The sequence below is a fragment of the Pseudomonas sp. RIT288 genome (assembly GCF_000631985.1).
GTDB lineage: Bacteria > Pseudomonadota > Gammaproteobacteria > Pseudomonadales > Pseudomonadaceae > Aquipseudomonas.
On record NZ_JFYN01000014.1, the window covers coordinates 1 to 24,737 of the forward strand.

At 59.0% G+C, this 24,737-nt stretch carries 29 protein-coding genes and 2 pseudogenes; 16 read left to right on the top strand and 15 right to left on the bottom strand.

What is annotated here, in order from left to right:
• Positions 1-339, top strand: a 339-nt coding sequence (locus BW33_RS15080) for a DUF4573 domain-containing protein (RefSeq protein WP_152546131.1), incomplete at its 5' end; no start/stop codon positions are given.
• A gap of 93 nt (positions 340-432) precedes the next feature.
• Entirely contained in the window at positions 433-1,134 is a 702-nt protein-coding gene (locus BW33_RS15085) for a hypothetical protein (protein ID WP_047599827.1), read from the top strand.
• 130 nt (positions 1,135-1,264) lie between these two features.
• On the opposite strand, the gene BW33_RS15090 is transcribed toward BW33_RS15085, so the two are convergent.
• The 6 genes and pseudogenes from BW33_RS15090 to BW33_RS15120 form a co-directional block, all read right to left on the bottom strand.
• The gene (locus BW33_RS15090; RefSeq protein ID WP_047599828.1) at positions 1,265-1,474 is read right to left on the bottom strand and encodes a hypothetical protein; all 210 of its coding nucleotides are present in this window, start codon (positions 1,472-1,474) and stop codon (positions 1,265-1,267) included.
• 51 nt (positions 1,475-1,525) lie between these two features.
• Positions 1,526-1,729 (bottom strand): annotated as a pseudogene (locus BW33_RS15095) (NAD-dependent dehydratase); the annotation flags it as partial.
• A 589-nt stretch (positions 1,730-2,318) separates the two neighbouring features.
• Entirely contained in the window at positions 2,319-2,822 is a 504-nt protein-coding gene (gene greB, locus BW33_RS15100; protein ID WP_047599830.1) for a transcription elongation factor GreB, read from the bottom strand.
• Positions 2,823-3,650: 828 nt separating this feature from the next.
• A pseudogene (locus BW33_RS15110) lies at positions 3,651-3,821 on the bottom strand (transcription elongation factor GreB); the annotation flags it as partial.
• A 34-nt stretch (positions 3,822-3,855) separates the two neighbouring features.
• Positions 3,856-6,360, bottom strand: coding sequence for an ABC transporter permease (locus BW33_RS15115; RefSeq protein WP_047599832.1), 2,505 nt, complete (start codon positions 6,358-6,360; stop codon positions 3,856-3,858).
• Positions 6,360-7,043 (bottom strand): ABC transporter ATP-binding protein, encoded by a 684-nt coding sequence (locus BW33_RS15120; protein ID WP_047599833.1) that lies wholly within the window; start codon positions 7,041-7,043, stop codon positions 6,360-6,362. Before BW33_RS15120 ends, BW33_RS15115 begins: the two co-directional genes overlap by 1 nt.
• A 10-nt stretch (positions 7,044-7,053) precedes the next feature.
• Between BW33_RS15120 and BW33_RS15125 the strand changes: the two genes are divergently transcribed.
• From BW33_RS15125 to BW33_RS15135, 3 genes are all read left to right on the top strand, one after another.
• Complete coding sequence (locus BW33_RS15125) at positions 7,054-7,659, top strand: arylesterase (protein ID WP_047599834.1); 606 nt, start codon at positions 7,054-7,056, stop codon at positions 7,657-7,659.
• Between the two features lie 57 nt (positions 7,660-7,716).
• Complete coding sequence (locus BW33_RS15130; RefSeq protein WP_003226812.1) at positions 7,717-8,010, top strand: hypothetical protein; 294 nt, start codon at positions 7,717-7,719, stop codon at positions 8,008-8,010.
• A 179-nt stretch (positions 8,011-8,189) separates the two neighbouring features.
• Positions 8,190-9,161, top strand: a complete 972-nt coding sequence (locus BW33_RS15135; protein ID WP_047599835.1) for a L,D-transpeptidase family protein — start codon at positions 8,190-8,192, stop codon at positions 9,159-9,161.
• A gap of 122 nt (positions 9,162-9,283) precedes the next feature.
• On the opposite strand, the gene oprI is transcribed toward BW33_RS15135, so the two are convergent.
• A complete protein-coding gene (gene oprI / locus BW33_RS15140; RefSeq protein WP_003199355.1) occupies positions 9,284-9,535 on the bottom strand; it encodes an outer membrane lipoprotei OprI in 252 nt (83 codons plus the stop codon).
• Between the two features lie 634 nt (positions 9,536-10,169).
• Between oprI and BW33_RS15145 the strand changes: the two genes are divergently transcribed.
• Positions 10,170-10,451 carry a GNAT family N-acetyltransferase gene (locus BW33_RS15145; RefSeq protein WP_003226804.1) on the top strand — a complete coding sequence of 94 codons (282 nt, stop codon included), beginning with the start codon at positions 10,170-10,172 and terminating at the stop codon, positions 10,449-10,451.
• A 60-nt stretch (positions 10,452-10,511) separates the two neighbouring features.
• Here BW33_RS15145 and BW33_RS15150 read toward each other — a convergent pair whose 3' ends face one another.
• Together BW33_RS15150 and BW33_RS15155 are read right to left on the bottom strand one after the other, a co-directional pair.
• A complete protein-coding gene (locus BW33_RS15150) occupies positions 10,512-11,588 on the bottom strand; it encodes a 3-deoxy-7-phosphoheptulonate synthase (RefSeq protein WP_003226802.1) in 1,077 nt (358 codons plus the stop codon).
• A 129-nt stretch (positions 11,589-11,717) separates the two neighbouring features.
• Complete coding sequence (locus tag BW33_RS15155) at positions 11,718-12,161, bottom strand: PilZ domain-containing protein (RefSeq protein WP_047599836.1); 444 nt, start codon at positions 12,159-12,161, stop codon at positions 11,718-11,720.
• On the opposite strand from BW33_RS15155, the gene BW33_RS15160 reads away from it, so the two are divergent.
• The 5 genes from BW33_RS15160 (at position 12,160) to cysB (ending at position 16,126) form a co-directional block, all read left to right on the top strand.
• Entirely contained in the window at positions 12,160-12,546 is a 387-nt protein-coding gene (locus tag BW33_RS15160) for a thioredoxin family protein (RefSeq protein WP_052032724.1), read from the top strand. The two genes, BW33_RS15155 and BW33_RS15160, sit on opposite strands and share 2 nt — an antisense overlap.
• Positions 12,547-13,503, top strand: a complete 957-nt coding sequence (locus BW33_RS15165) for a putative 2-dehydropantoate 2-reductase (protein WP_047599838.1) — start codon at positions 12,547-12,549, stop codon at positions 13,501-13,503.
• Positions 13,504-13,530: 27 nt separating this feature from the next.
• Positions 13,531-14,436, top strand: a complete 906-nt coding sequence (locus BW33_RS15170; protein WP_047599839.1) for a 5'-nucleotidase — start codon at positions 13,531-13,533, stop codon at positions 14,434-14,436.
• A 98-nt stretch (positions 14,437-14,534) separates the two neighbouring features.
• Positions 14,535-15,038, top strand: coding sequence for a universal stress protein (locus BW33_RS15175; protein WP_027613453.1), 504 nt, complete (start codon positions 14,535-14,537; stop codon positions 15,036-15,038).
• A gap of 113 nt (positions 15,039-15,151) precedes the next feature.
• Positions 15,152-16,126 (top strand): HTH-type transcriptional regulator CysB, encoded by a 975-nt coding sequence (cysB, locus tag BW33_RS15180; protein ID WP_007908591.1) that lies wholly within the window; start codon positions 15,152-15,154, stop codon positions 16,124-16,126.
• A gap of 9 nt (positions 16,127-16,135) precedes the next feature.
• Here the strand turns inward: cysB and BW33_RS15185 are convergent, their stop codons facing one another.
• Both BW33_RS15185 and BW33_RS15190 read right to left on the bottom strand, forming a co-directional pair.
• Positions 16,136-16,618, bottom strand: a complete 483-nt coding sequence (locus tag BW33_RS15185) for a GreA/GreB family elongation factor (RefSeq protein ID WP_003226791.1) — start codon at positions 16,616-16,618, stop codon at positions 16,136-16,138.
• A gap of 2 nt (positions 16,619-16,620) precedes the next feature.
• A complete protein-coding gene (locus BW33_RS15190) occupies positions 16,621-17,031 on the bottom strand; it encodes a hypothetical protein (protein WP_047599840.1) in 411 nt (136 codons plus the stop codon).
• A gap of 124 nt (positions 17,032-17,155) precedes the next feature.
• On the opposite strand from BW33_RS15190, the gene earP reads away from it, so the two are divergent.
• Both earP and BW33_RS15200 read left to right on the top strand, forming a co-directional pair.
• A complete protein-coding gene (earP, locus tag BW33_RS15195; protein ID WP_047599841.1) occupies positions 17,156-18,298 on the top strand; it encodes an elongation factor P maturation arginine rhamnosyltransferase EarP in 1,143 nt (380 codons plus the stop codon).
• Positions 18,299-18,346: 48 nt separating this feature from the next.
• Positions 18,347-18,916 (top strand): elongation factor P, encoded by a 570-nt coding sequence (locus tag BW33_RS15200; protein ID WP_047599842.1) that lies wholly within the window; start codon positions 18,347-18,349, stop codon positions 18,914-18,916.
• A gap of 144 nt (positions 18,917-19,060) precedes the next feature.
• Here the strand turns inward: BW33_RS15200 and BW33_RS15205 are convergent, their stop codons facing one another.
• From BW33_RS15205 to BW33_RS15215, 3 genes are all read right to left on the bottom strand, one after another.
• Positions 19,061-19,480: an organic hydroperoxide resistance protein gene (locus tag BW33_RS15205; RefSeq protein WP_047599843.1), complete on the bottom strand. Its 420-nt coding sequence runs from the start codon at positions 19,478-19,480 to the stop codon at positions 19,061-19,063.
• Positions 19,481-19,807: 327 nt separating this feature from the next.
• Complete coding sequence (locus BW33_RS15210; RefSeq protein WP_047599844.1) at positions 19,808-20,272, bottom strand: MarR family winged helix-turn-helix transcriptional regulator; 465 nt, start codon at positions 20,270-20,272, stop codon at positions 19,808-19,810.
• A 73-nt stretch (positions 20,273-20,345) separates the two neighbouring features.
• The gene (locus BW33_RS15215; RefSeq protein WP_047599845.1) at positions 20,346-21,302 is read right to left on the bottom strand and encodes a LysR family transcriptional regulator; all 957 of its coding nucleotides are present in this window, start codon (positions 21,300-21,302) and stop codon (positions 20,346-20,348) included.
• Positions 21,303-21,412: 110 nt separating this feature from the next.
• Between BW33_RS15215 and BW33_RS15220 the strand changes: the two genes are divergently transcribed.
• Positions 21,413-22,162, top strand: coding sequence for a sulfite exporter TauE/SafE family protein (locus BW33_RS15220; protein ID WP_027613445.1), 750 nt, complete (start codon positions 21,413-21,415; stop codon positions 22,160-22,162).
• Here BW33_RS15220 and BW33_RS15225 read toward each other — a convergent pair.
• On the bottom strand, positions 22,152-23,006 hold the full coding sequence (locus tag BW33_RS15225; protein ID WP_025113145.1) for a LysR substrate-binding domain-containing protein: 855 nt from the start codon (positions 23,004-23,006) through the stop codon (positions 22,152-22,154). The two genes, BW33_RS15220 and BW33_RS15225, sit on opposite strands and share 11 nt — an antisense overlap.
• 96 nt (positions 23,007-23,102) lie before the next feature.
• Here BW33_RS15225 and BW33_RS15230 point away from each other — a divergent pair, with 96 nt between their 5' ends.
• Positions 23,103-23,324: a DUF1127 domain-containing protein gene (locus tag BW33_RS15230; RefSeq protein WP_007964812.1), complete on the top strand. Its 222-nt coding sequence runs from the start codon at positions 23,103-23,105 to the stop codon at positions 23,322-23,324.
• Between the two features lie 64 nt (positions 23,325-23,388).
• A complete protein-coding gene (locus BW33_RS15235) occupies positions 23,389-24,615 on the top strand; it encodes a winged helix-turn-helix domain-containing protein (RefSeq protein ID WP_047599847.1) in 1,227 nt (408 codons plus the stop codon).
• The last annotated feature ends 122 nt before the right edge of the window (positions 24,616-24,737 follow it).

A 24,737-nucleotide genomic window follows, 5' to 3' on the forward strand; every position in this document is an offset into this window, starting at 1 on the left:
AAGGCAGCGGCGGAAACCAAGCCAGCCAAGGCAGCGGCAGAAACCAAGCCAGCCAAGGCAGCGGCGGAAACCAAGCCAGCCAAGGCAGCGGCAGAAACCAAGCCAGCCAAGGCAGCGGCGGAAACCAAGCCCGCTAAGGCAGCGGCAGAGACCAAGCCAGCCAAGGCAGCGGCGGAAACCAAGCCAGCCAAGGCGGCGGCGGAAACCAAGCCAGCTAAGGCAGCGGCGGAAACCAAGCCAGCCAAGGCAGCGGCAGAAACCAAGCCGGCTAAAGCGGCGGCTGAAACCAAACCAGCAAAAGCTGCTGCTGAACTTATGTCGGCTCGCGTAGCCGCATAAGTAAGCTCTTACGAATATCCCAGTAAACCAATTGTCTTGAACTTGCGACACCGCGCAAGTTTTCTTGCGCGGGTTTTATTGCTGAGGTGGTGAATGTCCAAGAAGGCCCAGTTTTTGAGTGAGCGAGTAACTAAACTTAAGTTTTCATATGAGGCGCTTGAGCCTATTCGCGCGTTGTATAAGGATTTTCTAAATGATTGCCTACCAGATGATATTGATATCGGGATTAAGGCTCATGAGGATTATAGCGAGGAGTTTGAGGGTGTAAGCATGCGCTGGTATTTTGCAAAGTCTGAACGAGCTATAGCTCTATTTCGGGAGGTGCTAGATGGCTGCGAGCTCCACGTAGTGCGAAATATAGTGGGCGATAAAGCTGAAAAAATGAGAGTGCTTCAGGCAAACATTATTGAAATAACAGGAAGCTATCCTACAGGCAGATGGCACTCCGATTTCACAGATGCAGGCTTGAAATTAAATCAAAGTGCAACCGTGCTCACGCCACTGTTAGATTTTAAACCTCATTTCGGAGGATTAGAAACAACCGCTGTGCTTCGAGGCGAGTCGCTGGATTTTGATGAACGCTCGACAGTTCATGCGTACTCTGAGGGCGAAGCTATATTATTTGATGGCACCGGAACAATCCATCGCACTCAGTCTTACAAGGCTAGTTCAGAGGACAAGAGGGTACTTGTATGCTGGCAACTTGGTGAGATTGACGAGACAATGATTCCTGTGTTTGAACGTATTGGCGAAAAAAATGGTGACCCAATGTTTATGCATGAACATTCTGTCTGATTTCCATAGGGTGGCGATAGGGCAATTTTTGATTTGGGTGTGTTCAGCTCGGAAATACTCCATATCGATGACTGCACCTTTGAAGCTCGGGAGCTATCCCTGCTCACCATCCCTTCGGGCAAAGCCTGGCTTAAGAGGATTTTTTAAGCCGGGCTAAACCCTGTTTGATGTGCCCGGCGTTCTCACCAATGGCCCACAAAGCACCTCGGACGTAATCCCCGACTTCAGCACCGCCCTGGGCTTCAACATGTAGCGTTAACTCCATCAACGCCGCCTCTAGGGCGAGCTGATTCTGGTACATCCTTTCCAGCACGCCGGACAACGAGTATTCGTCTGTCATTTTCTTTCTCCACTCCTTGAAATCATCTGAGCATATCCGGCGTGGCGCGGACTAGGGTATCAAGCGCATCTCGCGTAGTTTGTCGAACACGTCGAAAAATGCTTGATCACTCGCCTGGTAGGCGGTGAAGCCCATGGCACGGCTTTTCGACATATCCGTGACAACTTCGATTGGTCGACTAAGGTCTGCATCGGTGTGCCATGGGGGTATCAGGCGACCAATATCTGCTTCTTTCAGGCCGTGCTCCGCGACTAGCAACGATTCGTTTACGGCTGTTCCGTCTGTAGGTTCGTATGTGGGAAGGCATTCTAGGGCACAAGGCCGGGCTAATCGGAGCGCCACCATTTCCTTTAAGATCGACGCTTTATTTCACATCGTCTATCCGTCGGAAGTAGGTACCCAGCTGTGTAGTCGCGACGGATTAGCTACGATCATTTGTTCTTCAATCGCTGGAAAGTGATCCCTATGGAAGGCTCAGCTAACGCTCAGAACTTAGCGGGTGATATGTCGGATGAAGTCATGACGAGAGAAGCGCTTTTCGATCTGGCTTGGTCGACTCCAATGACCAAAATTAGCTCGCGATTCGGAGTCTCCTCCAGCTATCTCACGAAGGTCTTCGTCAGCCTGAATATTCCCAGGCCGCCTGTTGGCTACTGGGCGCAAGTCGCGGTAGGAAAAGCTAAGGCTCGCCCAGTCTTGCCTGAAGCTCAACCTGGCGAACCGACAGTGTGGAATCGAAATGAAGCACCGCTTTAGGTTCAGTGCCTGATGAGTGTGTGTGAAGTCGTGTGCATTGCGCACGCTAAGAGCGCGGAAAGGGGCGGATATGAGCGATTTCAATCAGCTATTGAGCACTAGCGTTGCCGGTATCCTCATAGCTGTCATAAGTAATGCTGTTGACATACCAAATGGCCTCGCCGGTTGGGGTCTGCACCACAGCCTCGTCCCCCCTCTCTTTCTTTAGCAGTGCTCGGGCCATGGGCGAGTCAATCGAGATGTAGTCGTTACGCCCATAAATTTCGTCGTAGCCCACGATTCGGAATTTCTTTAGCTCTCCTTCATCATTCTCAACCTCTACCCAGGCTCCAAAAAACACCTTTCCCTCCTGTTCGGAGGAATAATCGACGACCCTGACGTCCTCTAAGCGTTTGCGCAGATATCTAATCCGTCGATCAATTTCTCGCAGTAGCTTTTTGTTGTACTGGTAGTCCGCGTTTTCGCTCCGATCCCCAAGGGAAGCTGCCCACGTGACCTTTTGAGTGATCTCAGGTCGGTAGACGCGCCACAAGTGATCGAGCTCAGCCTTAAGGGCGTCGTGGCCACCTCGAGTGATGATGTTTGTGGCCAAAGCGGCCTCCTTTTGACGAATTACGCTACTGATCGATGGATGCGCAGGGTAGTTGGCAAGGGGATGTTTGCATTTCTTGAGCGCTCTTTTGCTGCCCCCTTGTTTGAAGCTCAGAGCCTATCATGTGGGCTTTTTTCAAAGTGAGATTGCTTGTTCGCAAAGCTGAATTGACCGGCTACGAAATACGCGAAGCGAAGCCAGAAGCGCTTGCAACTGGATGTTTTCGGAGTACCGAGAGAGTGATCGTGAAGCGGGCTTTTACGAGACCTACTATGGTGAGGAGCCTTCCGTGTATCCCACGGTGTCGGATCAAATCTCCGCCCTGAAGCGTGTTCGTGAGATCGTTATCGATGGGTATATTGAGTGCAAGCCGCGCAGAGACCTGTTGAAGGATCTGGAAATCGCGATCGCGATCATTGAAGGTTAAGCCACTAAGTAGGCCCTGCAGCCTGACAAATCAGCCGTCTACCTCCTAGTTATGGTGGTAGACGACTTTCATCGCGCAATTTTGGTTGGCAATAAGGTCAGGTCTGTTTGTGATTGATGCCGATGATCGTTTGAGCTGGCGTTGGTCTCGGCATTCGAAAAAGCATGCGAGGACGGCTGAGAAGGCGATTTGTGATCGTTTTTGGAATTGATCCGGGGACGTACATCGATCGTTCTTGCGCTGCTGAGGTGCAGGTAGCGTGATCTGAGAAAAATATTTTGATGAGGCGTAAAATTTTTCGTACTCAAAATAGTATGTTTTTCTGAGTATCAATACTATTGCTAGATGCCCGTGTTTAAAGGGCTTTGTTGGAGATAGTATGGCAGGTGCGGTGCTTGGGTGTACTCGGCGTTCTCAGAACGATCACCTTGCGCCGCCGCTTCGCTGACTGCCTGCGTCACCTGCGGGCGGCGCACATGCCACAGCTCATGGAATTCGGCGCGCATCCGCGCTTCACCTTCAGGGGTGATCAGCGCGGTGCCGGCGGTGCGGGGAGGGCGATAACGGCTCATGGCAACTTCTTGTGGTGACGAAGGCTGGAGTCTATCAACCCTCGCGCAAGACTGTCAGCGGACTCGCATTCAATGCCCGGCGCGTGCCAAACACACCTGCGCCGCCAATCAGCGCCGCACCGATCAATGGCAGTACCAGCAACCACGGATGCGGATGCCACGGCAGGTCGAAGGCAAAGCGATACAACACCAGACTCACCACTTCCGAACCAATGGCCGCGAGCAAGCCGCTGACCGCCCCGAGCAAACCGAACTCGATGCGCCGCGCCTTGACCAGCAACTGCCGTTGCGCACCCAGCGCACGCAATAGCGCGCCTTGGCGAATGCGTTCATCCAGCGTCGCCTGCAATCCGGAGAACAGCACCGCCATCCCCGCCGCCAACACGAACAACAACACGTATTCCACCGCCAGGGTGACCTGGGCGAGGATGCTGCGCAGCTGTTCGAGCAGGGCTTCGACCTGAAGGATGGTCACCGCCGGGAATGCCCGTGACAGCTCGACGATCTGCTGATCATGACCGGGTGCCAGATAGAAACTGGTCAGGTAAGTTGCCGGCAGATCCTTCAGGGTGCCGGGCTGGAAGATCATGAAGAAGTTCGGCTGGAAGTTGTCCCAATTGATCTCGCGCAGGCTGGTGACCTTGGCTTCACGATTGACCCCGCCCACGCTGAACACCATCTGATCGCCGAGTTTGAGCCTGAGGCTTTCGGCGACTTTGCCTTCAACCGACACGCCCGGTACGCCATCCGAGGGTTGCCCGGTCCACCACGAACCGGCGGTGAGCTTGTTGCCTGCCGGCAGGTCGGCGGCCCAGGTCAGGCTCAGGTCACGCTGTACCGCGCGGTCACCGGCTGAATCCTTGCTGACGATCTGTTGCACCGGTTCGCCGTTGATGCTGATCAGCCGTCCCGGTACCACCGGGTACAGTGGCGCCGCTTGTGCGGACACCTTGATCAAATGATCGGTGAAGGCCTGTTTGTCGGCCGGCAGAATGTTCAGGGCGAAGTAGTTGGGGGCGTTTTTTGGCAACTGGTTTTGCCAGGTATCGAGCAGTTCGCCGCGCAGCAGGGCGATCAACGCCATCGACAGCAGGATCAAACCGAACGCCAGCGCTTGCCCGGCTGCCGCCAGCGGATGGCGCAACAACTGGCCCAGACCGAGGCGCCACGGCAGCGGCGCGCGGGCGAGCATCCGTCGCAGGCTGTTGAGCAGCAACAGCAGCAGGCCACCCAAGACCAACGCAGCGACCACACCGCCGCCGAGCAGGGCGAAGGTCAGCAACAGATCCAGGCTCAGGCGCCACATGATCAGCCCGAGAGCGCCCAGCGCCGCGCCGTAGACCATCCAGGTACTCGACGGAATCGGCAGCATGTCACGGCGCAGTACCCGCAGCGGCGGCACCCGACCCAGCGCGGCAAGCGGCGGCAGGGCGAACCCGGCGAGCGCTACCAGCCCGGTGCCGATCCCGGCGAGCGCCGGAAACAGCCCACCCGGTGGCACATCGGCAGGCAGAAGATCATGCAACAGAGCGAACAGTCCCAATTGCGCCAGCCAGCCGAGAACCGCGCCACTGAGCGCGGCAAACAGGCCCAATACGGTCAATTGAATGCTGAACAGCAACATGGTTTCCCGGCGCGACAGACCGAGGCAGCGCAACAATGCACTGGCATCGAAGCGGCGACTGGCGAAGCGGTTGGCCGATAACGCGACTGCAACGCCGGCGAGCAACACCGCGACCAGACTGGCCATGTTCAGATAACGTTCTGCCTTGCCCAGTGCACCGCCAATCTGCCGGTTACCGTCGCGTGCATCCTGAATTCGCTGATTGGCCGCCAACCCCGGTTTGATCAGTTGGCGGTAGGTTTCCAGCGCCTGCGGTTCGCCGCGCCACAGCTCGCGATAGCTCACGCGGCTGCCGGGCTGGACCACGCCAGTGGCGGCAAGGTCGTCGAGGTTGATCATCACCCGAGGCGTGAGGCTGTAGAAGTTGCCGGCGCGATCCGGTTCGTAGGTCAGCACGCGGGTCAGCTTCAGGGTTTTCATGCCGACATCGATGCTGTCGCCGATCTTCAGATCCAGCGCAGTCAGCAGACGTGCTTCGACCCACGCTTCACCGGGTTGCGGTTCGCCGCCAGCGGTTTCAGTGGCAAACGGAGCGGCAGCGCTTTTCAGTTCGCCGCGCAGTGGGTACGTGCGGTCGACGGCTTTGATGCTCGATAACTGAATGCCGTTGTCGGTGGCGATGACGCTGGAGAACTCCACCACCTGCGCATGATTCAGGCGTAGCTCGGTGCCGCTGCGGATCTGTTCGTCGCGGGCCGGCGAGCTGCCCTCAAGCACCAGGTCGGCGCCAAGGAACTCGGTGGCGCGCAGCATCATCGCGCCGTTGAGGCGGGCGCCGAAGTAGCCGATGGCAGTACTCGCGGCCACGGCCACGACCAAGGCGAAAAACAACACCCGCAATTCCCCGGCACGGGCATCGCGCATGAGTTGACGTAGCGCAAGACTGAACAGACGCAACAGCGGCAGACGTGCCATCAAGGCTCCAGAGGGGCGACCAGCAGCCCGGCTTCAAGTCGGATCAGGCGCCGGCAGCGATGGGCCAGGCGTTCGTCGTGGGTCACCAGCACCAGGGTGGTGCCGCGTTCCTTGTTCAGTTCGAACAACAAGTCGCTGATGCGCTCGCCGGTGTGGCTGTCGAGGTTGCCGGTGGGTTCGTCGGCGAACAGCACGTCCGGCTCGGCAGCGAAGGCCCGGGCAATCGCCACGCGCTGTTGTTCGCCGCCGGAGAGCTGGCGCGGCGAGTGCGTCAGGCGCTGGCCGAGGCCGACTCGTTGCAGCAATTGAGTGGCGCGTTCGCGGGCGTCTTTGCGGCCATCGAGTTCCAGCGGCAGCATGACGTTTTCCAGGGCGTTGAGGCTGTCGAGCAACTGGAATGACTGGAAGACGAAACCCACGTGTTCGGCACGGATGCGCGCGCGCTGGTCTTCGTCGAGATTACTCAGGCCTTGCCCCGCGAGGATGACTTCGCCGCTGCTTGGCAGGTCGAGGCCGGCGAGCAGGCCGAGCAGGGTGGATTTGCCGGAACCGGACGCGCCGACGATGGCCAGGCTGTCGCCCTTGTTCAGTTCCAGGCTGAGTTCGTGCAGGATAGTCAGTTCACCTTCCGCGCTGGGAACCACTTTGCTGAGGTTCTTCGCGGTGAGAATGCTTGCGCCCATGGAGAATCCGATGCGTGTGTGGTTTTTGAGTGCTGGCCTGGCCTTGATGTGCATGGCCCAGAACGCAGCGGCGGGTACTGTCCTGATCGTTGGCGATAGTATCAGCGCCGGTTTCGGACTGGATACCCGCCTGGGGTGGGTATCGCTGCTCGAGCAACGGCTCAAACAGGAGGGTTTTGACGACAAAGTGGTCAATGCCTCCATCAGCGGCGACACCAGTGCCGGAGGCCAGGCGCGCCTGCCGGCGCTGCTTGCAGAGCATAAGCCGGAACTGGTGATCCTTGAGCTTGGGGGCAATGACGGCCTGCGCGGAATGCCGCCAACGCAATTGCAACAAAACCTTGCGGCGATGATCGACAGCTCGCGTCAGAGCGGCGCCAAGGTGCTGCTGCTGGGCATGCAATTGCCGCCCAACTACGGCAAGCGTTACACCGATGCCTTTGCCGAGGTCTACGGCAAACTCGCGGACGATAAAAAAATCCCGCTGGTGCCGTTTTTCCTCGACGGCGTAGGCGGGCATCCCGATCTCATGCAGGCCGATGGTCTGCACCCGGCAGCCGGGGCTCAGGGCAAGTTGCTGGAAAATGTCTGGCCGACGCTAAAACCGCTGTTATGAGGCTTTTCTAGCGGCAGGCTTTCGGCTAATGTGGCGCCCCCTTATTTGGAGCCCCCGATGCCGCGTCCTGCCTGGTCCCTGTTTGCCTACCAACTGATCGAGCCTGACGAACAGCTGGATCTGTTCGCCTGCCAGGAAGTGCGGGTGCATCTGGTGACCCGTCAACTCGAACTCGGTGGCTCGGCAGACCGCACGTTGTGTGGCAGTCTGCTGCCGGCGCAACCGCGCTGGTCGAGTGTGGATCGCCGGGTGTTCCAGGATCAGCGTCTGTGTTCGTTGTGTCGGGCGATCCTTGAGTCGCAGAAGCGCGGCACCTCGCCGATCTGGCCTGAATTGCGTTTCGAGCTCTAGGATCAACAGATCGCAGCCTGTGGCAGCTCCTACAGAGTCTTGCGTAATCCTGTAGGAGCTGCCGAAGGCTGCGATCTTTTCGCATTCAGCGCGGTCCATCGGCGGTCTCCCCGAATATTCAAAGTGCGGTGTACAATCGCGCTCTTATACCCTTGTTGATCATGCGAAGGATTTTCCGGATGTTGCCGCGCTTTCCTGCCGTCACCCGCTGCCTGTCACTTGCCGCCCTGTGTGTGGCCGGTCCCGTTGCTGCATTGGAGTTTCCCCTGCCACCACCCGGTGAGGACATCATCGGCCAGGTGCAGGTGATCAAGGCCAAATACGAAGACACCTTCGCTGACCTGGGAACCAAATACGACCTGGGCTATTCGGAGATGGTTGCGGCCAACCCGGGCGTCGATGCCTGGCTGCCGGGCGCCGGTACTGAAATCGTCCTGCCGACCCGGTTCATTCTGCCGCCGGGTCCGCGTGAAGGCATCGTGATCAACCTTGCCGAGTACCGTCTCTACTATTTCCCGAAAGGCCGGAACGTGGTGTACACCTTCCCGCTGGGTATCGGTCGTGAAGGTTGGGGGTCGCCGATTGCGCACACCTCGATCATCGCCAAGACGCCGAACCCGACCTGGACACCTCCAGCGTCGATCAAGGCCGAGCACGCCGCCGACGGTGATCCGCTGCCGAACGTAGTGCCGGCCGGCCCTGACAACCCGCTGGGTCCGTTCAAGTTCACCCTGGGCACGCCGGGCTACCTGATACATGGTTCGAACAAGAAGTTCGGCATCGGCATGCGCACCAGCCACGGCTGCTTCCGCATGTTCAACAACAACGTGCTGGAAATGGCGGCCATGGTGCCGGTCGGCACTTCGGTGCGCATCCTCAACGACGCGTACAAGTTCGGCAGCAGTGGCGGCAAGGTCTATCTCGAAGCGCACACGCCAATTGATGACAAGGGCAACCCGTCGGTGGTCGACAAGCACACTGCGGTGATCAACGCGATGCTCAAGCGGGAAGATGTCACCAACAATCTGCGTGTGAACTGGGATGTTGTGCGTGACGTAGTGGCGGCCGAAGATGGCCTGCCAACTGAAATCGGCACGCCGAATACCTCGGCGCCGATGGTTTCGAGCACACCGATCGACTTGCAACAGTAAGCTCGATCAGACCCGCCGATGCTTGAAGCGTCGGCGGGTTTTTTATTGCCTGGACAAAGCGACCGGCAATAAAAAAGCCGACCCAAAAAATGGGTCGGCTTGATAACAATCCCGAGGGATTATTACTTGCGGCTAGCTTTGTCCAGCATGCGCAGAGCACGCTCGTTAGCTTCGTCAGCAGTCTGTTGTGCTTTTTGAGCAGCAGCCAGAGCTTCATCAGCTTTACGGTAAGCTTCGTCTGCACGAGCTTGGGAGCGAGCAGCTGCGTCTTCAGTAGCGGTCAGACGTGCTTCGGTTTCTTTCGATGCGCTGCTGCAACCGGTAGCCAGAACTGCGGCCAGAGCCAGAGCAGAGAATTTCAGAACGTTGTTCATCGTGTTCCCCTTCAAGGACTTTCAATTAAGTGGCTTTCTCCTCCGATTGAGGAAATAGCCGGCGTACATACTACCCATTACTTGTAGTAAGTAAACTGACGTAGCGCAAGAAGCAAAAAAAATTGTAGGCGTTGATTCTTTTTCGAGCAACTTTTAACCAGGCTGTATAAAAAATATCCAGCTGCAAGCCCCGGCCTGAGCGTATTAATGAGAAAAAGTTCCCGTTGCCCGGTGCTGTTTCTGCGTCTTGCACCAAGTCTGCCTAGATGAATTCGTCTACACTTTTGTTCCGATTTTGCATGACGCCTCACATATCTTTGTCGTTCTAGAGGTGACTTTAAAGAAGCGCCTGCGTCTTAAGTCTCGACATTCGGCAATGTTCCGGTGAGCGCCTCGGGAAAATCTTCCCTGCGCCCGCCGCTGCGTCCATGGAGTCACCCGGTCAACGAGCACGATGACGAGCGCACCTTGAGCATTTTCGCCAATGGTGCCTACTATTTATCACGTGCTCGGTTGCGCGAGATCGGTGTGGTTTTTCTCGGTGTCCATCAGGCACGGGGTGGCGTAGATGTTCCTTCGCCGGAAAAACATCGGTAAGGTAGGGGTCAGAATTCAAGACCCGCGAGGAGTAGTGATGAGCGAGGCGTTGTCCATCCACCATGACCAGGCTGGTCATCAGTTCGAGACCAATGTGGACGGTCATCGTGCCTACCTGACCTATATGGATCTGGGGAAACAGACCCTGGATATCTATCGCACCTTCGTGCCCAACGCCCTGCGCGGTCGAGGCATTGCCGCCGCGCTGACCGAAAGCGCGCTGCAGTACGCCGAAGAAATGGGCTACACGGTGATCCCGTCGTGCTCTTACGTCGAGCGCTACATGGAACGTCATCAGCGCCGCGCCGCCAAGATCTGAATCGCACACACAAAAACGCCGGGCAATGCCCGGCGTTTTTTTATGCCCCTGAAACGCTGATCAGCTGCGCTGACGTTTCGGCAGAACATCCTTGAGCTTGGCGTGCATGCTGCGCAGGGTGTTCTCGGTGGCAGACCAGTCGATGCAGGCATCGGTGATCGACACGCCGTATTGCAGGTCGGCGAGGTCTTTCGGGATGGCCTGGCAGCCCCAGTTCAGATGACTCTCGACCATCAGGCCGATGATCGACTGGTTGCCTTCGAGGATCTGGTTGGCGACGTTCTCCATCACCAGCGGTTGCAGGGCCGGATCCTTGTTGGAGTTGGCGTGGCTGCAATCGACCATGATGTTCGGTTTGATTTTCGCCTTGTTCAGCGCCTGCTCGCACAGGGCGACGCTGACCGAATCGTAGTTCGGCTTGCCGTTGCCGCCACGCAGCACCACGTGACCGTAGGCGTTGCCCTTGGTGGTGACGATCGACACGCCACCTTCCTGGTTGATCCCAAGGAAACGGTGCGGGCTGGAAACCGATTGCAGGGCGTTGATCGCCACGGTCAGGCCGCCGTCGGTGCCGTTCTTGAAGCCGACTGCCGAGGACAGGCCGGAAGCCATTTCACGGTGGGTTTGGGATTCGGTGGTACGCGCGCCGATGGCCGACCAGCTGATCAGGTCCTGCAGATACTGCGGGGAGATCGGGTCGAGCGCTTCAGTAGCGGTTGGCAGGCCTTTCTCGGCCAGGTCCAGCAGCAACTGGCGACCGATGTGCAGACCATCCTGAATCTTGAACGAGTCATCCAGGTACGGATCGTTGATCAGGCCTTTCCAGCCAACGGTAGTCCGTGGCTTCTCGAAATACACGCGCATGACCAGATACAGGGTGTCGGAGACTTCCTCCGCCAGCACCTTGAGGCGATCGGCGTATTCGTGGGCAGCCTTGATATCGTGGATCGAGCACGGGCCGATCACTACGAACAGACGGTGGTCGGTGCCATCAAGAATGTTGCGAATGACTTCGCGGCCCTTGGTGACGGTGCGCAGCGCAGCATCGCTCAGAGGGATATCACGCTTGAGCTGATCGGGAGTGATCAGGGTCTCGTTAGAGGCGACGTTTAGGTCGTTGATCGGTAAATCAGCCATCGTTTACTCGTCAGGTCACGGGTGCCGGCCGCCAGCGATCCCCGCGCGGCGGAGCACAGCAGATTTAAGCGCGTCGGGGAGCCGAACCTTAGCGCGTCAGACGCGGCTCGACAATGGGCAAACGCGGCTTTAATCCAGCACTGGCTGGGCAAAAGCCTTGCGCACGCTGTCGTGGGAGAATTCGTCGGCGTGTTGTTCGACCCATTGCAGGGCCAGCGCCTGAACATCCTGCAGATCGTCGTGGGCCTCGTTCATGCGGCAAAAACGTTCGATCTGGCACACCTGTTCGCCCATCCGGGCGCTGAACAGCGTTTGCTCGTCGGTGAATGCGATCCCCAGCAGATAGCCCTTCTTGCGCCGCAGACACCACGCGACATAGCCCGGATAACAGATGTCGGCATTGAGTGTCGGCATGCGCACTTGCAGCGCCGTGCCGTGGCGCCACGCGCGGTGATAATTGCAAGCGATCCCGCCGAGGCTGATAGTGTGCAGCTGTTGCCTGGAAATACACTCGGGCTTGAGCAAGGTCAATTCAACCGGCACTTCGTCCGGATGAGGAATAAAACGTCCCATGAGCACAGACTCCCTGTGTCGGCCATTTGACATTGTTTCCCCCAGTATAGTGGTCGAATCCGAGCTGACCGATTTCGACGCCGACCAGCGGCTGCTGGCGATGAGCGGCGTTTCGCTGGTGATTTTCACCAGTGTCGGCTGTTCCAGCTGCCGCTATGCCAGAGAGGTTTTGCCCGGGTTCGAGCTGGCGGTTGAGCGCCTGTGCTGGATCGATGCCGGCAACAACGGCGGGCTGGTGGAGCGTTATCAGGTCTTTCATTTGCCGGCGCTGTTTGTGGTGCGCGACGGCGAGTTCTTTGGGGCATTGCACACGCGCCTGACTGCCGATGCGCTGAACGCGGCAGTGGCACAGGCACTGGGTCGGATTGCAGAGGAGTTGCCATAGATGGTGGAAGCACACAGCAAACCGGTGATCGGGATTATCGGCACCGGCGCAATCGGCGGGTTTTACGGTTTGATGCTGGCGCGGGCCGGTTTCGATGTGCACTTTTTGCTGCGCAGTGAATTCACCGCAGTGGCTGAACGCGGTTTGCAGGTGGACAGTGCCGTGCATGGCACGCTGACGCTGAACCCGGTGCAGGCGTATGCGAAGGCTGAGGATATGCCAGCCTGCGACTGGTTGCTGGTCGGCGCCAAGACCACCAGCGGCGCCGGGTTGGCCCCGGCGATCATTGCCGCGGCCAGGCCCGGCGCGAAAGTGCTGGTGCTGCAAAACGGTCTGGACGTCGAAGACAGCTTGCGTGAGCTGCTACCCGATTCCCTGCATCTGCTCGGTGGTCTGTGCCTGATCTGCGTGCATCGCGAAGGTCCCGGGCACATCACCCATCAGGCGCTGGGGGCGGTGAATATCGGCTACCACAGTGGCCCGGCGGCAGACGACGCGGGGCGTATGGCGCTGGTCGAGGAGGGCGCCGGTCTGTTCCGCGCCGCCGGTATCGAATCGCAGGCGATGCCCAATCTGCAACAGGCACGCTGGCAGAAACTGGTGTGGAATATTCCGTACAACGGTCTCTCGGTGCTGCTCGGTGCCGGCACCACGCCGCTGATGGCCGACGCTGACAGTCGCGCGCTGATTCAGGCGTTGATGGCTGAAGTGGTGCAGGGCGCCAGGGCTTGTGGTCACGATATACCGCCCGGTTATGCCGAGTACCTGTTCATGATGACCGAGAAAATGCCCGACTATTGGCCGAGCATGTACCACGATTTTCTGCACAAACGGCCGCTGGAACTGGAAGCGATTTACGCCCGGCCATTGGCCGCTGCCAAGGCGGCCGGGTGTGAGTTGCCACGGATCGAAGCGCTGTATCGCACGTTGAGTTTCATCGACCGACGCAACACTTGAGTCGGTTTTCAGGGGAGTGGGGAAGGCATGGCCAAGAACATCGATGACAAACTGGTGCTGGCGATTTCGTCTCGCGCCCTGTTCGACCTGAGCGAGAGTCACAAGGTCTACCTGGCGAGCGGTGTCGAAGCCTACCGGCAATATCAGATCGAACACGAAGACGAGATTCTCGCGCCCGGCGATGCGTTCCCGCTGGTGGAAAAACTCCTGAGCCTCAACAGTCGCCTCGACCGCGCCCGGGTCGAGGTGATTCTGGTCTCGCGCAACAGCGCTGACACCGGTCTGCGTGCCTTCAATTCGATTCACCACTATGGACTGGATATCTCGCGGGCGGCATTCGTCGGTGGGCGCAGTCCCTATCCGTACCTCAAAGCCTTTGGCTGTGACTTGTTTCTTTCGACGCACGCCGAGGATGTGCGCGCGGCGCTGGAAGCAGGATTCGCGGCGGCGACGATTCTCTCCGGCGGCGCCAGTCGCGCGGCCAGTGATGAGCTGCGCATCGCCTTCGATGGCGACGCGGTGCTGTTCTCCGACGAGTCCGAACGCATTTACCAGTCTGGCGGGCTGCTGGCGTTTCAGGCCAAGGAGCGTGAGTCGGCGCGCGAGCCATTGCGCGGTGGGCCGTTCAAGGGGTTTCTGGCGGCGCTCAATGCGCTGCAACGCGAGTTCCCCGAAGACGACTGCCCGATCCGCACGGCGCTGGTCACCGCACGTTCGGCGCCGGCGCATGAGCGGGTGATCCGCACCTTGCGCGAGTGGGACATCCGCCTCGACGAGTCGCTGTTTCTCGGCGGGCTGACCAAATCGGCGTTTCTCGAAGCCTTCGCTGCCGATGTGTTCTTCGACGATCAGACCGGCCACTGCGAGGCCGCGCGCGAAGTGGTCGCCACCGGTCACGTACCGCACGGCATCAGCAACGAACCGTCGATCTAAAGCCCCGGTGCTTCAAGACGTTGCGTCGCACGTCGTACTCGCCAAGGCACTGCTAAGCTGAATCAAATCTCCGCCATTTTGGCACGCGAGGAGGTCATATGATTCGTTCGATGCTGTATGCCACTGACCTCGGTCTGTACGCACCTTTAGTGATGCAGCATGCCCTGGCACTGGCGCGGACATTCAATGCCGACTTGTATGTGGTGCATGCAGTGGAACCCATGGGGCTGTTTGCCGAATCGGTGTTGCAGAGTTATCTCGACGAACAGGCATTGAACGAATTTCACAGTCAGGGTCTGAAAACTGTCATCGCCAATATCGAGCAACGGGTGCTGGACAGTTTTCGCGAAGAGCTGGGCGACGAGGGCGAGCAGGATCTGCAGCGGATTTGCGCGGTTCGGGTGGTGCAGGGTGATCCGGCGCAGGTGATTCTCGACCAGGTGCAGAAACTCTCTGTGGATTTGCTGATCGTAGGCACTCACAGCCACGGCGTAGGGGCGGAAACGCCTTTGGGGCGCACGGCGACCCGGGTCCTGCAATTGGCCAAGGTGCCGGTTTATCTGGTGCCATTGGTGGAGCGCCGGCGCCGGGGGGATCGCTGAGGCGGGAATAATGGCCTTTTGATAAAAAAGTTCTAGATTTATTCATCAAACCATTAATATAGTTATATACCGTCGCTGATGCCCGTGGCGTCTACCTGCTTTGAGGGATACATATGAAGCTTCAACAATTGCGCTACATCTGGGAAGTGGCGCACCACGACCTCAACGTTTCCGCTACCGCCCAAAGCCTTTACACCTCGCAACCGGGTATCAGTAAACAGATCCGCCTGCTGGAAGACGAACTTGGCGTCGAAGTGTTTGCCCGCAGCGGCAAGCACCTGACCCGCGTCACCCCGGCCGGCGAGCGCATCATCACCACCGCTGGCGAAATCCTGCGCAAGGTTGAAAGCATCAAGCAGATTGCCCAGGAATTCTCCAACGAGAAGAAAGGCACCCTGTCGATCGCCACCACCCACACCCAGGCGCGTTATGCATTGCCGCCGGTGATCAGCAATTTCATCAAACAATACCCGGACGTGGCGCTGCACATGCACCAGGGTTCGCCGATGCAGATCGCCGAAATGGCCGCTGACGGCACCGTCGATTTCGCCATCGCCACCGAAGCGCTGGAACTGTTCGGTGATCTGGTGATGATGCCGTGCTATCGCTGGAACCGCTGCGTGGTCGTGCCGCAGGGCCACCCGCTGACCAAGCTGCCGAAGCTGACTCTCGAAGCGCTGGCCGAATACCCGATCGTGACTTACGTGTTCGGTTTCACCGGCCGTTCGAAACTCGACGAAGCCTTCAGCCATCGTGGCCTGACGCCGAAAGTGGTGTTTACCGCGGCCGACGCCGACGTGATCAAAACCTACGTGCGCCTGGGCCTGGGTGTGGGCATCGTCGCCAAGATGGCGGTCGACACCAAACTCGATAACGACCTGGTGGTGCTGGATGCCAGCGAACTGTTCGAGTCGAGCATCACCAAGATCGGTTTCCGTCGCGGTACTTTCCTGCGTGGTTTCATGTGCGACTTCATCGAGAAGTTCGCCCCGCACCTGACCCGCGAAGTGATGGCCAAAGCCATCCAGTGCCACAACAAGCAGGAACTGGAAGAGTTGTTCGACGGTGTCGAACTGCCGGTCCACTAAGACCCTGCCTCAAAGCACCTCGGTGACAGCAAACTGTTGCCGGGTGCCCGCCACCAGAATCTCCACCTCATCACCTTCAAACTTGCCCAGCAGGCTTTTGCCCAGCGGCGAGCGCGGGGTGATGACGGTAATCGGCTGACCCACCACATCGACTTTCAGGCCCGCCGCATCCGGCGCCAGAAACAGCCATTGCTCGCGCCCCTTTTCGTCTTCCAGACCGAGCAGGGCGCCGATCTCGATGCCGCGATTTTCGTCGTAGGCGCGCAGCGTCAGGTTCTGGCACAGCGCCAGTGACTGACGGATTTCCTCGACCCGTTTCGCCTGACCCGCTGCCAGATAAGACGCCTCAAGCCCGAGGGTGTCGTACTTGTTCTCGGCGATGTTCTCTTCGTGGGTCGCGGTTTCATAAGCGGTCTGCGCGGCGCGCTCGGCGATGTCGAGGTCGACGCGCAGTTTGTCGAGGATCAGTTGGTGGACGGTGTGTTTGTTCATGATCAATCGCAGAATTGCAAAACGTTGGCGCGGCTCTTTTCGCTCGGTGCGGTCTGATCCTGTTGCAGCCAGAACTGGCACTTGGGATTCGACTGGTTGCGAGTGCTGCCGCGAGCTTGATCCAGACGAGCCTGCTGCTCGTTCTTGCGCAGGTTTTCTTCGTACTGCTCGAACAGCGGACTCTGTGGCGGAATGTCCGGTTGCACCTGGACGGCCGCTGGTGGCTTGGCCAGTTGCTGCACGGCCTGGGCAACCGGTGCCAGTTGCTCGGTCAACACAAAACGCGAAATCAGCCAGCAAGTCAGGGCAATGGCCAGAAAGCCCAGCCACATGCCCAGGGCAATGCTGCCGGTCAGTTGCAGCGCGCTAAGCTGAACGGGCAAGGGACGACGTGGGTTGGGGCGATAGGGCATGGCTGCCTCCTGGCGGATGATTGCGGGCAAGTGGCGATTGTCGCACGAAGATTAATCGCCGTCGGCTCTTCTGCGCGAGGTCATTTATGCGGACAATCAGTGCTTTTGCCAACGGGAGTCTTGCATGTCGGTACCGAAAACCCGCTGGGATATTTTTTGCACCGTGGTCGACAACTATGGCGACATCGGCGTGACCTGGCGTCTGGCCCGGCAACTGGTAGCCGAGCATGGGCTGGCGGTGCGCTTGTGGGTCGATGACCTGCGCGCCTTCGAACGTATCTGCCCCGAGATCGACATCAACCTTGCGCAGCAATTGCAACAGGGCGTCGAGGTGCGGCACTGGCCGAGCGAATGGCCGCAGACGGAGGCGGCGGACGTGGTGATCGCCGCATTTGCCTGCCAGTTGCCATCGGCGTACATGGACGCCATGACCGAGCGGCAACAGCCGCCGCTGTGGATGAACCTCGATTACCTCAGCGCCGAAGACTGGGTCACCGGCTGTCACGGGTTGCCGTCGGTGAAGTACAAGTCGGTACAGAAATTCTTTTTCTTTCCTGGATTTCGGCCTGGGACGGGCGGCTTGCTGCGTGAAAGCGGGCTGCTGGAGCGGCGTCGGCAATTTCAGCAGGATGCAGCTGCGCAGCGACAATTCCTGCAAGGCCTGGGCGTAGATCGCACAGCGGACGCGCAGCTGATCTCGTTGTTTGCCTACGAAAATGCCGGGCTGGCCAGTTGGCTGGATGTGTTGGCGGCCGATAGCACGCCGACCCATCTGCTGGTGCCGGAGGGACGGATTCTCGGTGATGTTGCGCGCTGGCTCGAGGTCGATGCATTGGCTGTCGGCGATCTGGACGTGCGTCAGGCGCTGACGGTGCAGGTACTGCCGTTCGTCCGTCAGGATCAATACGATCAGTTGTTGTGGTGCTGCGATTTCAACGCGGTGCGCGGTGAAGACTCTTTCGTCCGCGCACAATGGGCCGGGAGACCGATGCTCTGGCACATCTATCAGCAGGACGAAGACATCCACCTCGACAAGCTCGATGCCTTTCTCGCCCTCTACACGAAAGGGCTTTCACCGGCCGCTGCCGAGGCGATGAGCGGTCTGTGGCGGGCCTGGAGTGCCGGGCAACCGATCGGCGAGCACTGGCTGGAGGCCCGTAAACACTGGCCGCAACTGCAGGAAAACGCCGAAGCGTGGTGTCTGGAACAAGGCTTGCAGGCGGATCTTGCCACGGCGCTGGTACAGTTTTACCTAAATTGGATATGATACGCGGCCTAGATTTTTGTAAATCCCATCCAAATTCGGATATTCGCAATGAAAACTGGTAAAGAACTCAAACCCGGTACCGTGATCCGTATCGACAACGATCCTTGGCTGGTTCAGAAAGCTGAATTCACCAAGTCGGGCCGTAACAGCGCGATCATGAAGACCAAGCTGAAGAACCTGCTGACCGGTTACAAGACCGAAACCGTTTACGGTGCGGACGACAAGCTGGACGACGTGATCCTCGACCGCAAAGAAGCGACCCTGTCCTTCATCAGCGGCGACACCTACACGTTCATGGACACCACTGACTACACCATGTACGAGCTGAACGCCGAAGACATCGAAAGCGTTCTGCCTTTCGTTGAAGAAGGCATGACCGACGTTTGCGAAGCCGTGTTCTTCGAAGAGCGTCTGGTTTCCGTAGAGCTGCCGACCACTATCGTGCGCGTAGTTGACTACACCGAAGGCTCGGCTCGCGGCGACACTTCCGGCAAAGTAATGAAGCCTGCCAAGCTGGCTAACGGTACTGAGCTGCAAGTTGCTGACTTCATCGAAATCGGTGACAAGATCGAAATCGACACCCGCGAAGGCGGTTCCTACAAAGGCCGTGCTAAATAAGCACTGCTTTTTACGGAAAGAAAAAGCCCGACCATTGAGTCGGGCTTTTTTGTGCCTGCCGCAAAGATCAAAAGATCGCAGTCTGCGGCAGCTCCTACACTGATCCCTGTAGGAGCTGCCGCAGGCTGCGATCTTTTGCTTGAGTTACACGGTGGTGTGCAGGCGTACGTCAACGTTGCCACGGGTGGCGTTGGAGTACGGGCAGACCTGATGCGCGGCTTCGACCAGGCTCTGTGCATCCGCTTGTTCCAGGCCTGGCAGGCTGATGTGCAGGTCGATGTCCAGACCGAAACCACCAGGGATCTGGCCGATACCGACGTGCGCGGTGATCGAGGCGTCGTCCGGGATTTTGCGTTTGGTCTGGCTGGCGACGAATTTCAGCGCGCCGATGAAGCAGGCGGAGTAACCGGCAGCGAACAGTTGCTCAGGGTTGGTCGCTGCGCCGCCGGCACCGCCGAGTTCTTTCGGGGTAGCGAGTTTGACGTCGAGGACGTTGTCGCTGGAGATCGCACGACCGTCACGGCCGCCAGTGGAGGTTGCGATTGCAGTGTAGAGAGTTTGCATGGTGTGGGCCTCGTCGAGTATTTAATTTGCGCTAAATGTTTGCGCGCTAAGTAAGTGCGAGGTGAATGTAGCTCGCTAATGTTTAGCGCGCAAGATAATTTTCTGAAAAATATGCGCTTCGACGAAGGACTGGTTCGTTTGGTTAGCCTGGAAGGCGCGGTTTAGAGAGGATGGCGGGAAGGTCAGGCGTGGACAAATATTTTTCAGACAACGAGATTACCTGTAGGAGTGAGCCTGCTCGCGATAGCGGTGCAGCGGTCAACACGATGGCGGCGCGTTCACCGCTATCGCGAGCGGGCTCACTCCTGCAGTGGAACAGTAGCGGGCTCAGGTCAGGCTGTCTTGCAGGTGGCTGCGCAGGGCTTGCAACTCCGCTTGCAGTTTCTGCAGGCGTTCCAGGGTGAAGCCGCTGGCGCCAAGGATGCATTGCGGAATGGTTTGCGCCTTGTCGCGGAGTGCTCGACCTTGCTCGGTCAACTCGACAATCACCACCCGTTCGTCTTCACGGCTGCGGGTTCTGCTGAGCAAACCTTCGGCTTCCAGACGCTTGAGCAGTGGCGTCAGCGAACCCGGATCAGTGAGCAACCGCGTGCTGATTTCGCCCACGGTCAAACCATCCTTTTCCCATAGCACCATCATCGCCAGATACTGCGGGTAGGTCAGGCCCAGCGCCTGTAGCAGGGGCTTGTAGACCTTGGTCATCATCAGCGAAGTGGAGTGCAGGGCGAAACAGGCCTGGTTGTCCAGCAGCAGGTGATCGCAATTGTCGGGGGTGTCGCGTTCGGTGGTCATGGCAAAGCCTTGTTCGATGATGGGCTTGAATCTAGCGTCCGAATGTTTAATGCGCCAGATAATTATCCAGAATCTAGTGCCGGCCCAGCTCGCGCTGCAGCGCCAGATCCCACGGCGGCACCGGGCTGAAGCGGGTCTTCAGGTATTCCAGGAGCAGACGGCTGCGCGAGTGGGTCTGCTGTTCCATGCGCAGTGCATAGATGCCGGTGGTCTCTGGTTGCGGCAGGCCGTTCTCGCAGAACAGCGGCAGCAGTTCGCCACGCAGCAGGTACTCACTGGCCAGCCAGGTCGGCAAATGCGCGACGCCCAGTCCGGCCAGTGCCCCGCACACCAGCGCTTCGGCATTGTTGGCGCTCATGCGGATGCGCGCGGGGCGATGCAGTTGCATTTGCCCGTCCAGTTCGAAGCGCCAGGCGAAGGGCGGGGCGAGGCCTTCCCAATCCAGTCCGTCATGTTCACTCAACTGTGCGGGATGGCTCGGCGCGCCACGGCGCTTGAGGTAGTCGGGGCTGGCACAGGCAATGCGCACCATGCTCGCCAGCGGGGTGGCGACCAGCCGCGTATCGGCCATTTGCCCGGCGCGCAGCACCAGATCGACTTTGCCCAGATTTGAGCCGTGCATGTCGATGAAACTGTCGATCAGGTGCAACTGCACATCCAGCCCCGGGTACAGCACCAGAAAGTCAGCGATGACCGGCGCGAGATGGCGGCGACCAAAAGCGGCCGGGGCATCGATACGGATCAAGCCTTCCGGCGCACTGCTCAACGACACCGCCTCAGCACGGGCCAGTTGCAGTTCGCTGACAATGCGCCGCGCCCGCTCGGCAAACGCCAACCCGGCCGGGGTTGCCCGTACGACGTGGGTGCTGCGGATGAACAATTGGCTGCCGACCGCGTTTTCCAGGCTGTCAATGCGCCGCGCCACGGCAGAGGGCGTCAGCGGATGACGACGGGACGCCGCAGAAAAACTGCCGCTCTCCAGCACATCGAGAAACAGCCCGAGCTGTTCGGTCAACTGATTGGGATTCATAAGTGCTTCGGTGCTTGTGCGAAATTGGCATAGCCATTGTGCGTTGCTGTGCGTTTCCCCGCCAGCCTCGACTGCGTAGGATGATTCGCCTGACGGATGAGGACATCGCTGTGATCGAGTTTTTGTTGTACCTGCTGTTTGGCGCCGCCCTTGGCACACTGGGCGGGATCTTCGGCATCGGCGGTGGTTTGATCGCCATTCCGCTGCTGGGCGTGTGGTTCGGCCTCGATCAACAGATCGCCCAAGGCACGGCGCTGGTGATGGTGGTGCCCAACGTGATGCTGGCGCTGTGGCGCTATCATCAGCGCAATCGCATCGAACTGCGTCATGCGCTGCCGTTGGCAGTCATGGGTTTTTGCTTTGCGTGGATCGGTTCGATCTGGGCGGTGGGCATTGATGCGCAAACCATGCGTATCGGCTTTGTCGCGTTCCTTGTGGTGCTCTCGGCGTACAACCTGCTGAAGATGTTCGGCAAAAAAACCGCCGTGACCTCCGAGATGCGTTACTCATGGCCATGGCTGGGTGTTCTCGGCGCAGCGTCCGGGACCATGGGCGGTCTGTTTGGTGTCGGTGGGGCCGTGGTGGCAACGCCAGTGCTGACCAGCCTGTTCGGTACCAGCCAAGTGGTCGCCCAGGGCCTGTCGCTGGCGTTGGCATTGCCGAGCACCGGCGTAACCCTGGTGACCTACGCGGTGCACCACGAAGTGGACTGGATGATCGGCCTGCCGCTGGCCATTGGCGGTCTGGCCAGCATCAGTTGGGGGGTGAAAGTCGCCCACGCCATGCCGGAACGGCTCTTGCGCGGGCTGTTTTGCGGCTTTCTGGTGCTGTGCGCGGTGATGCTCGCCTTTAAAGTTTGAAGCCTTCGACGATGTGCTCGGCCAGGCATTCGGTGATCGGCGACGGATTGTTCAGATTGCGGATCAGCATGATGCTGGCCTCGGGCAGCAACGGCAGATCCTCGGCAGCGCCTAGAATGCGCATGTCCGGGGTGATCAGGCTTTCCAGCTGCGCGGTGATCGCCAGACCCGCGCTCACCACCGCCATCAGCGCCGACAGGCTGGTGCTGTTGTAGGCGATGCGGTAGTCGCGGCCCATCGCGTCCAGCGCATTGCAGGCCCACAAGCGGCAGAAACAATCACTGTTGAACATCGCCAGCGGCAACGGCGTTTGCTCGTGGGCGCTGAAATTCTGCGCCTCGGCCCAGACGAAACGCTCCTTGCGCAGCAACTGACCGATCTCGTTGCCCGGCTCGCGGGTGACGATCGACAAGTCCAGATCGGTGCGCTGCAACAACTGTTTGCTGGACTCGCAATGCACTTCGATCTGGATCAGCGGGTAGAACTGAGCGAACCGCGAGAGGATCCCGGGCAGAAACCGCATCACGTAATCGTCCGGCGTACCGATGCGCACGGTGCCGACCATGTGTGGCTCGCGCAGCGTGTTGAACACTTCGCTGTGCAATTTCAGGATGCGCCGCGCGTAACCCAACAGCACCTGGCCTTCGGCGGTCAGGCGCACCTGGCGGCCGTCGCGCTCGAACAACTGGCGTTGCAGCACGTCTTCTTCCAGCCGCTTCATCTGCATGCTCACCGCCGATTGCGTGCGGTTGACCATTTCGCCGGCGCGGGTAAACCCGCCCTGATCGGCAATTGCGACGAAGGTGCGCAGGACATCGGTATCGATACTGGGGTAGGCCGACAATTGATGAATCTCCGTGATGAATGCCATCAGAAACATTCGTTGGATTGATCTTAGCGCCAGCGCGAGACTTGAGCCATCCACAAGGAGGGCAACACGATGAAAGGTCAAAGAGAGTATGTAGACGACACAAAATTTTCCGGCCACGGCCATATCGTTTCCGATCTGCTGCACAAGTTCAGCCGCTGGTACGAACTGCACCGTGAACGCGAGTTGCTCGCCAGTCTGAGCGACGAAGCGCTGAAGGACATCGGGGTCAGCCGTGCCGATGTCGAACACGAGGCCATTCGGCCGTTCTGGGACGATCCGATGCATAAATGATCAGGGCCTTACTACACAAACCACTTTCAGGTGAGGTAGGTTGCGAGCAGACAAGGAGATGTTCATGCCCGCGACTCTGGCCTTTTCCCTCAAACAGGCGCGACGTCTGGCGCTGGCTGCCCAAGGGTTCAACGGGCGCCAGCCGCCGACCGTCAAGGCGCCGCAGCTCAACCGGCTGATCGAGCGGCTGGGTCTGCTGCAGATCGATTCAGTCAACGCCGTGGTGCGCTCGCACTATCTGCCGCTGTTTTCCCGTCTGGGTTCCTATTCTTCCGATCTGCTCGACCAGGCTGCCTGGAGTTCGGGCCGTCGGCGCACGCTGTTCGAATACTGGGGCCATGAAGCGTCGCTGCTGCCACTGGCGATGTATCCGTTGATGGGCTGGCGCATGCAGCGCGCCAGAACTGGCAGAGACATTTATCAGCAACTGGCGAAGTTTGGTCTTGAGCAGCAGGAGGTTGTGCGCCGGGTTTTAAGCGCGGTTGAGGTGCGCGGCGCATTGGGCGCCGGCAGCCTGTCGACCCGCGAGGACAAGGCCGGACAGTGGTGGGACTGGAGTGCGGAAAAGCATGCACTGGAATGGTTGTTCGCCGCCGGTGAAGTGACCGTGGCCGGCCGCCGCGGTTTTGAGCGTTTGTATGATTTGCCGGAGCGAGTCATCCCAACGCAGATCCTTCAGCGACCGATGCCGGATGAAGCCGAAGCCCAGCGTGGTCTGCTGCTGCACGCGGCCCAGGCACTGGGCGTCGGCACGGAAAAGGATCTGCGGGATTATTTCCGCTTGAACCCGGGTGATGCGCGACCGCGTCTGGCGGAACTGGTCGAGGACGGGCAGTTGCAGACCTGCGAAGTCGCTGGCTGGCGGCAGATTGCCTACTGCCTGCCGCAGTCGAAAGTCCCACGTAAAGTTGTCGCCAGTGCGCTGTTGTCGCCGTTCGATTCGTTGATCTGGGAGCGCAGCCGCACCGAGCGGCTGTTTGACTTCCGCTACCGGCTGGAGATTTACACGCCGCAGGACAAGCGGGTCTATGGCTATTACGTGCTGCCGTTTTTGCACAACGAGCGGATTGCCGCGCGGGTCGATCTACGCGCCGAGCGGGCGTCGGGGCGGTTGGCGGTGCATGCGGTGCACGAAGAGGAGCCGGGGCTGGATGAAGAGGGGATGCTGGCGCTGGCGCTGAATTTGCGGCAGATGGCCGATTGGCTGGGACTGGAGCGGGTGCAACTGAATTGTCAGCGCGAGAGTGCGGGGCGGTTGCGGGTGGCATTGGCTGAAATCTGTAGTGACTGAACTGGCCCCCACAGAGATCTTTGGGTGATCTTGATCCCTGTAGGAGCTGCCGAAGGCTCGGGCCGCGATCGGACGATCTTTTGATCTTGATCTTGATCTTAAAAACAAGATCAAAAGATCGC

Coding starts and splice junctions, on each gene's coding strand:
- BW33_RS15085 (WP_047599827.1), top strand. CDS start 433: ATGTCCAAGAAGGCCCAGTTTTTGAGTGAGCGAGTAACTAAACTTAAG.
- BW33_RS15090 (WP_047599828.1), bottom strand. CDS start 1,474: ATGACAGACGAATACTCGTTGTCCGGCGTGCTGGAAAGGATGTACCAG.
- BW33_RS15115 (WP_047599832.1), bottom strand. CDS start 6,360: ATGGCACGTCTGCCGCTGTTGCGTCTGTTCAGTCTTGCGCTACGTCAA.
- BW33_RS15120 (WP_047599833.1), bottom strand. CDS start 7,043: ATGGGCGCAAGCATTCTCACCGCGAAGAACCTCAGCAAAGTGGTTCCC.
- BW33_RS15125 (WP_047599834.1), top strand. CDS start 7,054: ATGCGTGTGTGGTTTTTGAGTGCTGGCCTGGCCTTGATGTGCATGGCC.
- BW33_RS15130 (WP_003226812.1), top strand. CDS start 7,717: ATGCCGCGTCCTGCCTGGTCCCTGTTTGCCTACCAACTGATCGAGCCT.
- BW33_RS15135 (WP_047599835.1), top strand. CDS start 8,190: ATGTTGCCGCGCTTTCCTGCCGTCACCCGCTGCCTGTCACTTGCCGCC.
- oprI (WP_003199355.1), bottom strand. CDS start 9,535: ATGAACAACGTTCTGAAATTCTCTGCTCTGGCTCTGGCCGCAGTTCTG.
- BW33_RS15145 (WP_003226804.1), top strand. CDS start 10,170: ATGAGCGAGGCGTTGTCCATCCACCATGACCAGGCTGGTCATCAGTTC.
- BW33_RS15150 (WP_003226802.1), bottom strand. CDS start 11,588: ATGGCTGATTTACCGATCAACGACCTAAACGTCGCCTCTAACGAGACC.
- BW33_RS15160 (WP_052032724.1), top strand. CDS start 12,160: ATGAGCACAGACTCCCTGTGTCGGCCATTTGACATTGTTTCCCCCAGT.
- BW33_RS15155 (WP_047599836.1), bottom strand. CDS start 12,161: ATGGGACGTTTTATTCCTCATCCGGACGAAGTGCCGGTTGAATTGACC.
- BW33_RS15165 (WP_047599838.1), top strand. CDS start 12,547: ATGGTGGAAGCACACAGCAAACCGGTGATCGGGATTATCGGCACCGGC.
- BW33_RS15170 (WP_047599839.1), top strand. CDS start 13,531: ATGGCCAAGAACATCGATGACAAACTGGTGCTGGCGATTTCGTCTCGC.
- BW33_RS15175 (WP_027613453.1), top strand. CDS start 14,535: ATGATTCGTTCGATGCTGTATGCCACTGACCTCGGTCTGTACGCACCT.
- cysB (WP_007908591.1), top strand. CDS start 15,152: ATGAAGCTTCAACAATTGCGCTACATCTGGGAAGTGGCGCACCACGAC.
- BW33_RS15185 (WP_003226791.1), bottom strand. CDS start 16,618: ATGAACAAACACACCGTCCACCAACTGATCCTCGACAAACTGCGCGTC.
- BW33_RS15190 (WP_047599840.1), bottom strand. CDS start 17,031: ATGCCCTATCGCCCCAACCCACGTCGTCCCTTGCCCGTTCAGCTTAGC.
- earP (WP_047599841.1), top strand. CDS start 17,156: ATGTCGGTACCGAAAACCCGCTGGGATATTTTTTGCACCGTGGTCGAC.
- BW33_RS15200 (WP_047599842.1), top strand. CDS start 18,347: ATGAAAACTGGTAAAGAACTCAAACCCGGTACCGTGATCCGTATCGAC.
- BW33_RS15205 (WP_047599843.1), bottom strand. CDS start 19,480: ATGCAAACTCTCTACACTGCAATCGCAACCTCCACTGGCGGCCGTGAC.
- BW33_RS15210 (WP_047599844.1), bottom strand. CDS start 20,272: ATGACCACCGAACGCGACACCCCCGACAATTGCGATCACCTGCTGCTG.
- BW33_RS15215 (WP_047599845.1), bottom strand. CDS start 21,302: ATGAATCCCAATCAGTTGACCGAACAGCTCGGGCTGTTTCTCGATGTG.
- BW33_RS15230 (WP_007964812.1), top strand. CDS start 23,103: ATGAAAGGTCAAAGAGAGTATGTAGACGACACAAAATTTTCCGGCCAC.
- BW33_RS15235 (WP_047599847.1), top strand. CDS start 23,389: ATGCCCGCGACTCTGGCCTTTTCCCTCAAACAGGCGCGACGTCTGGCG.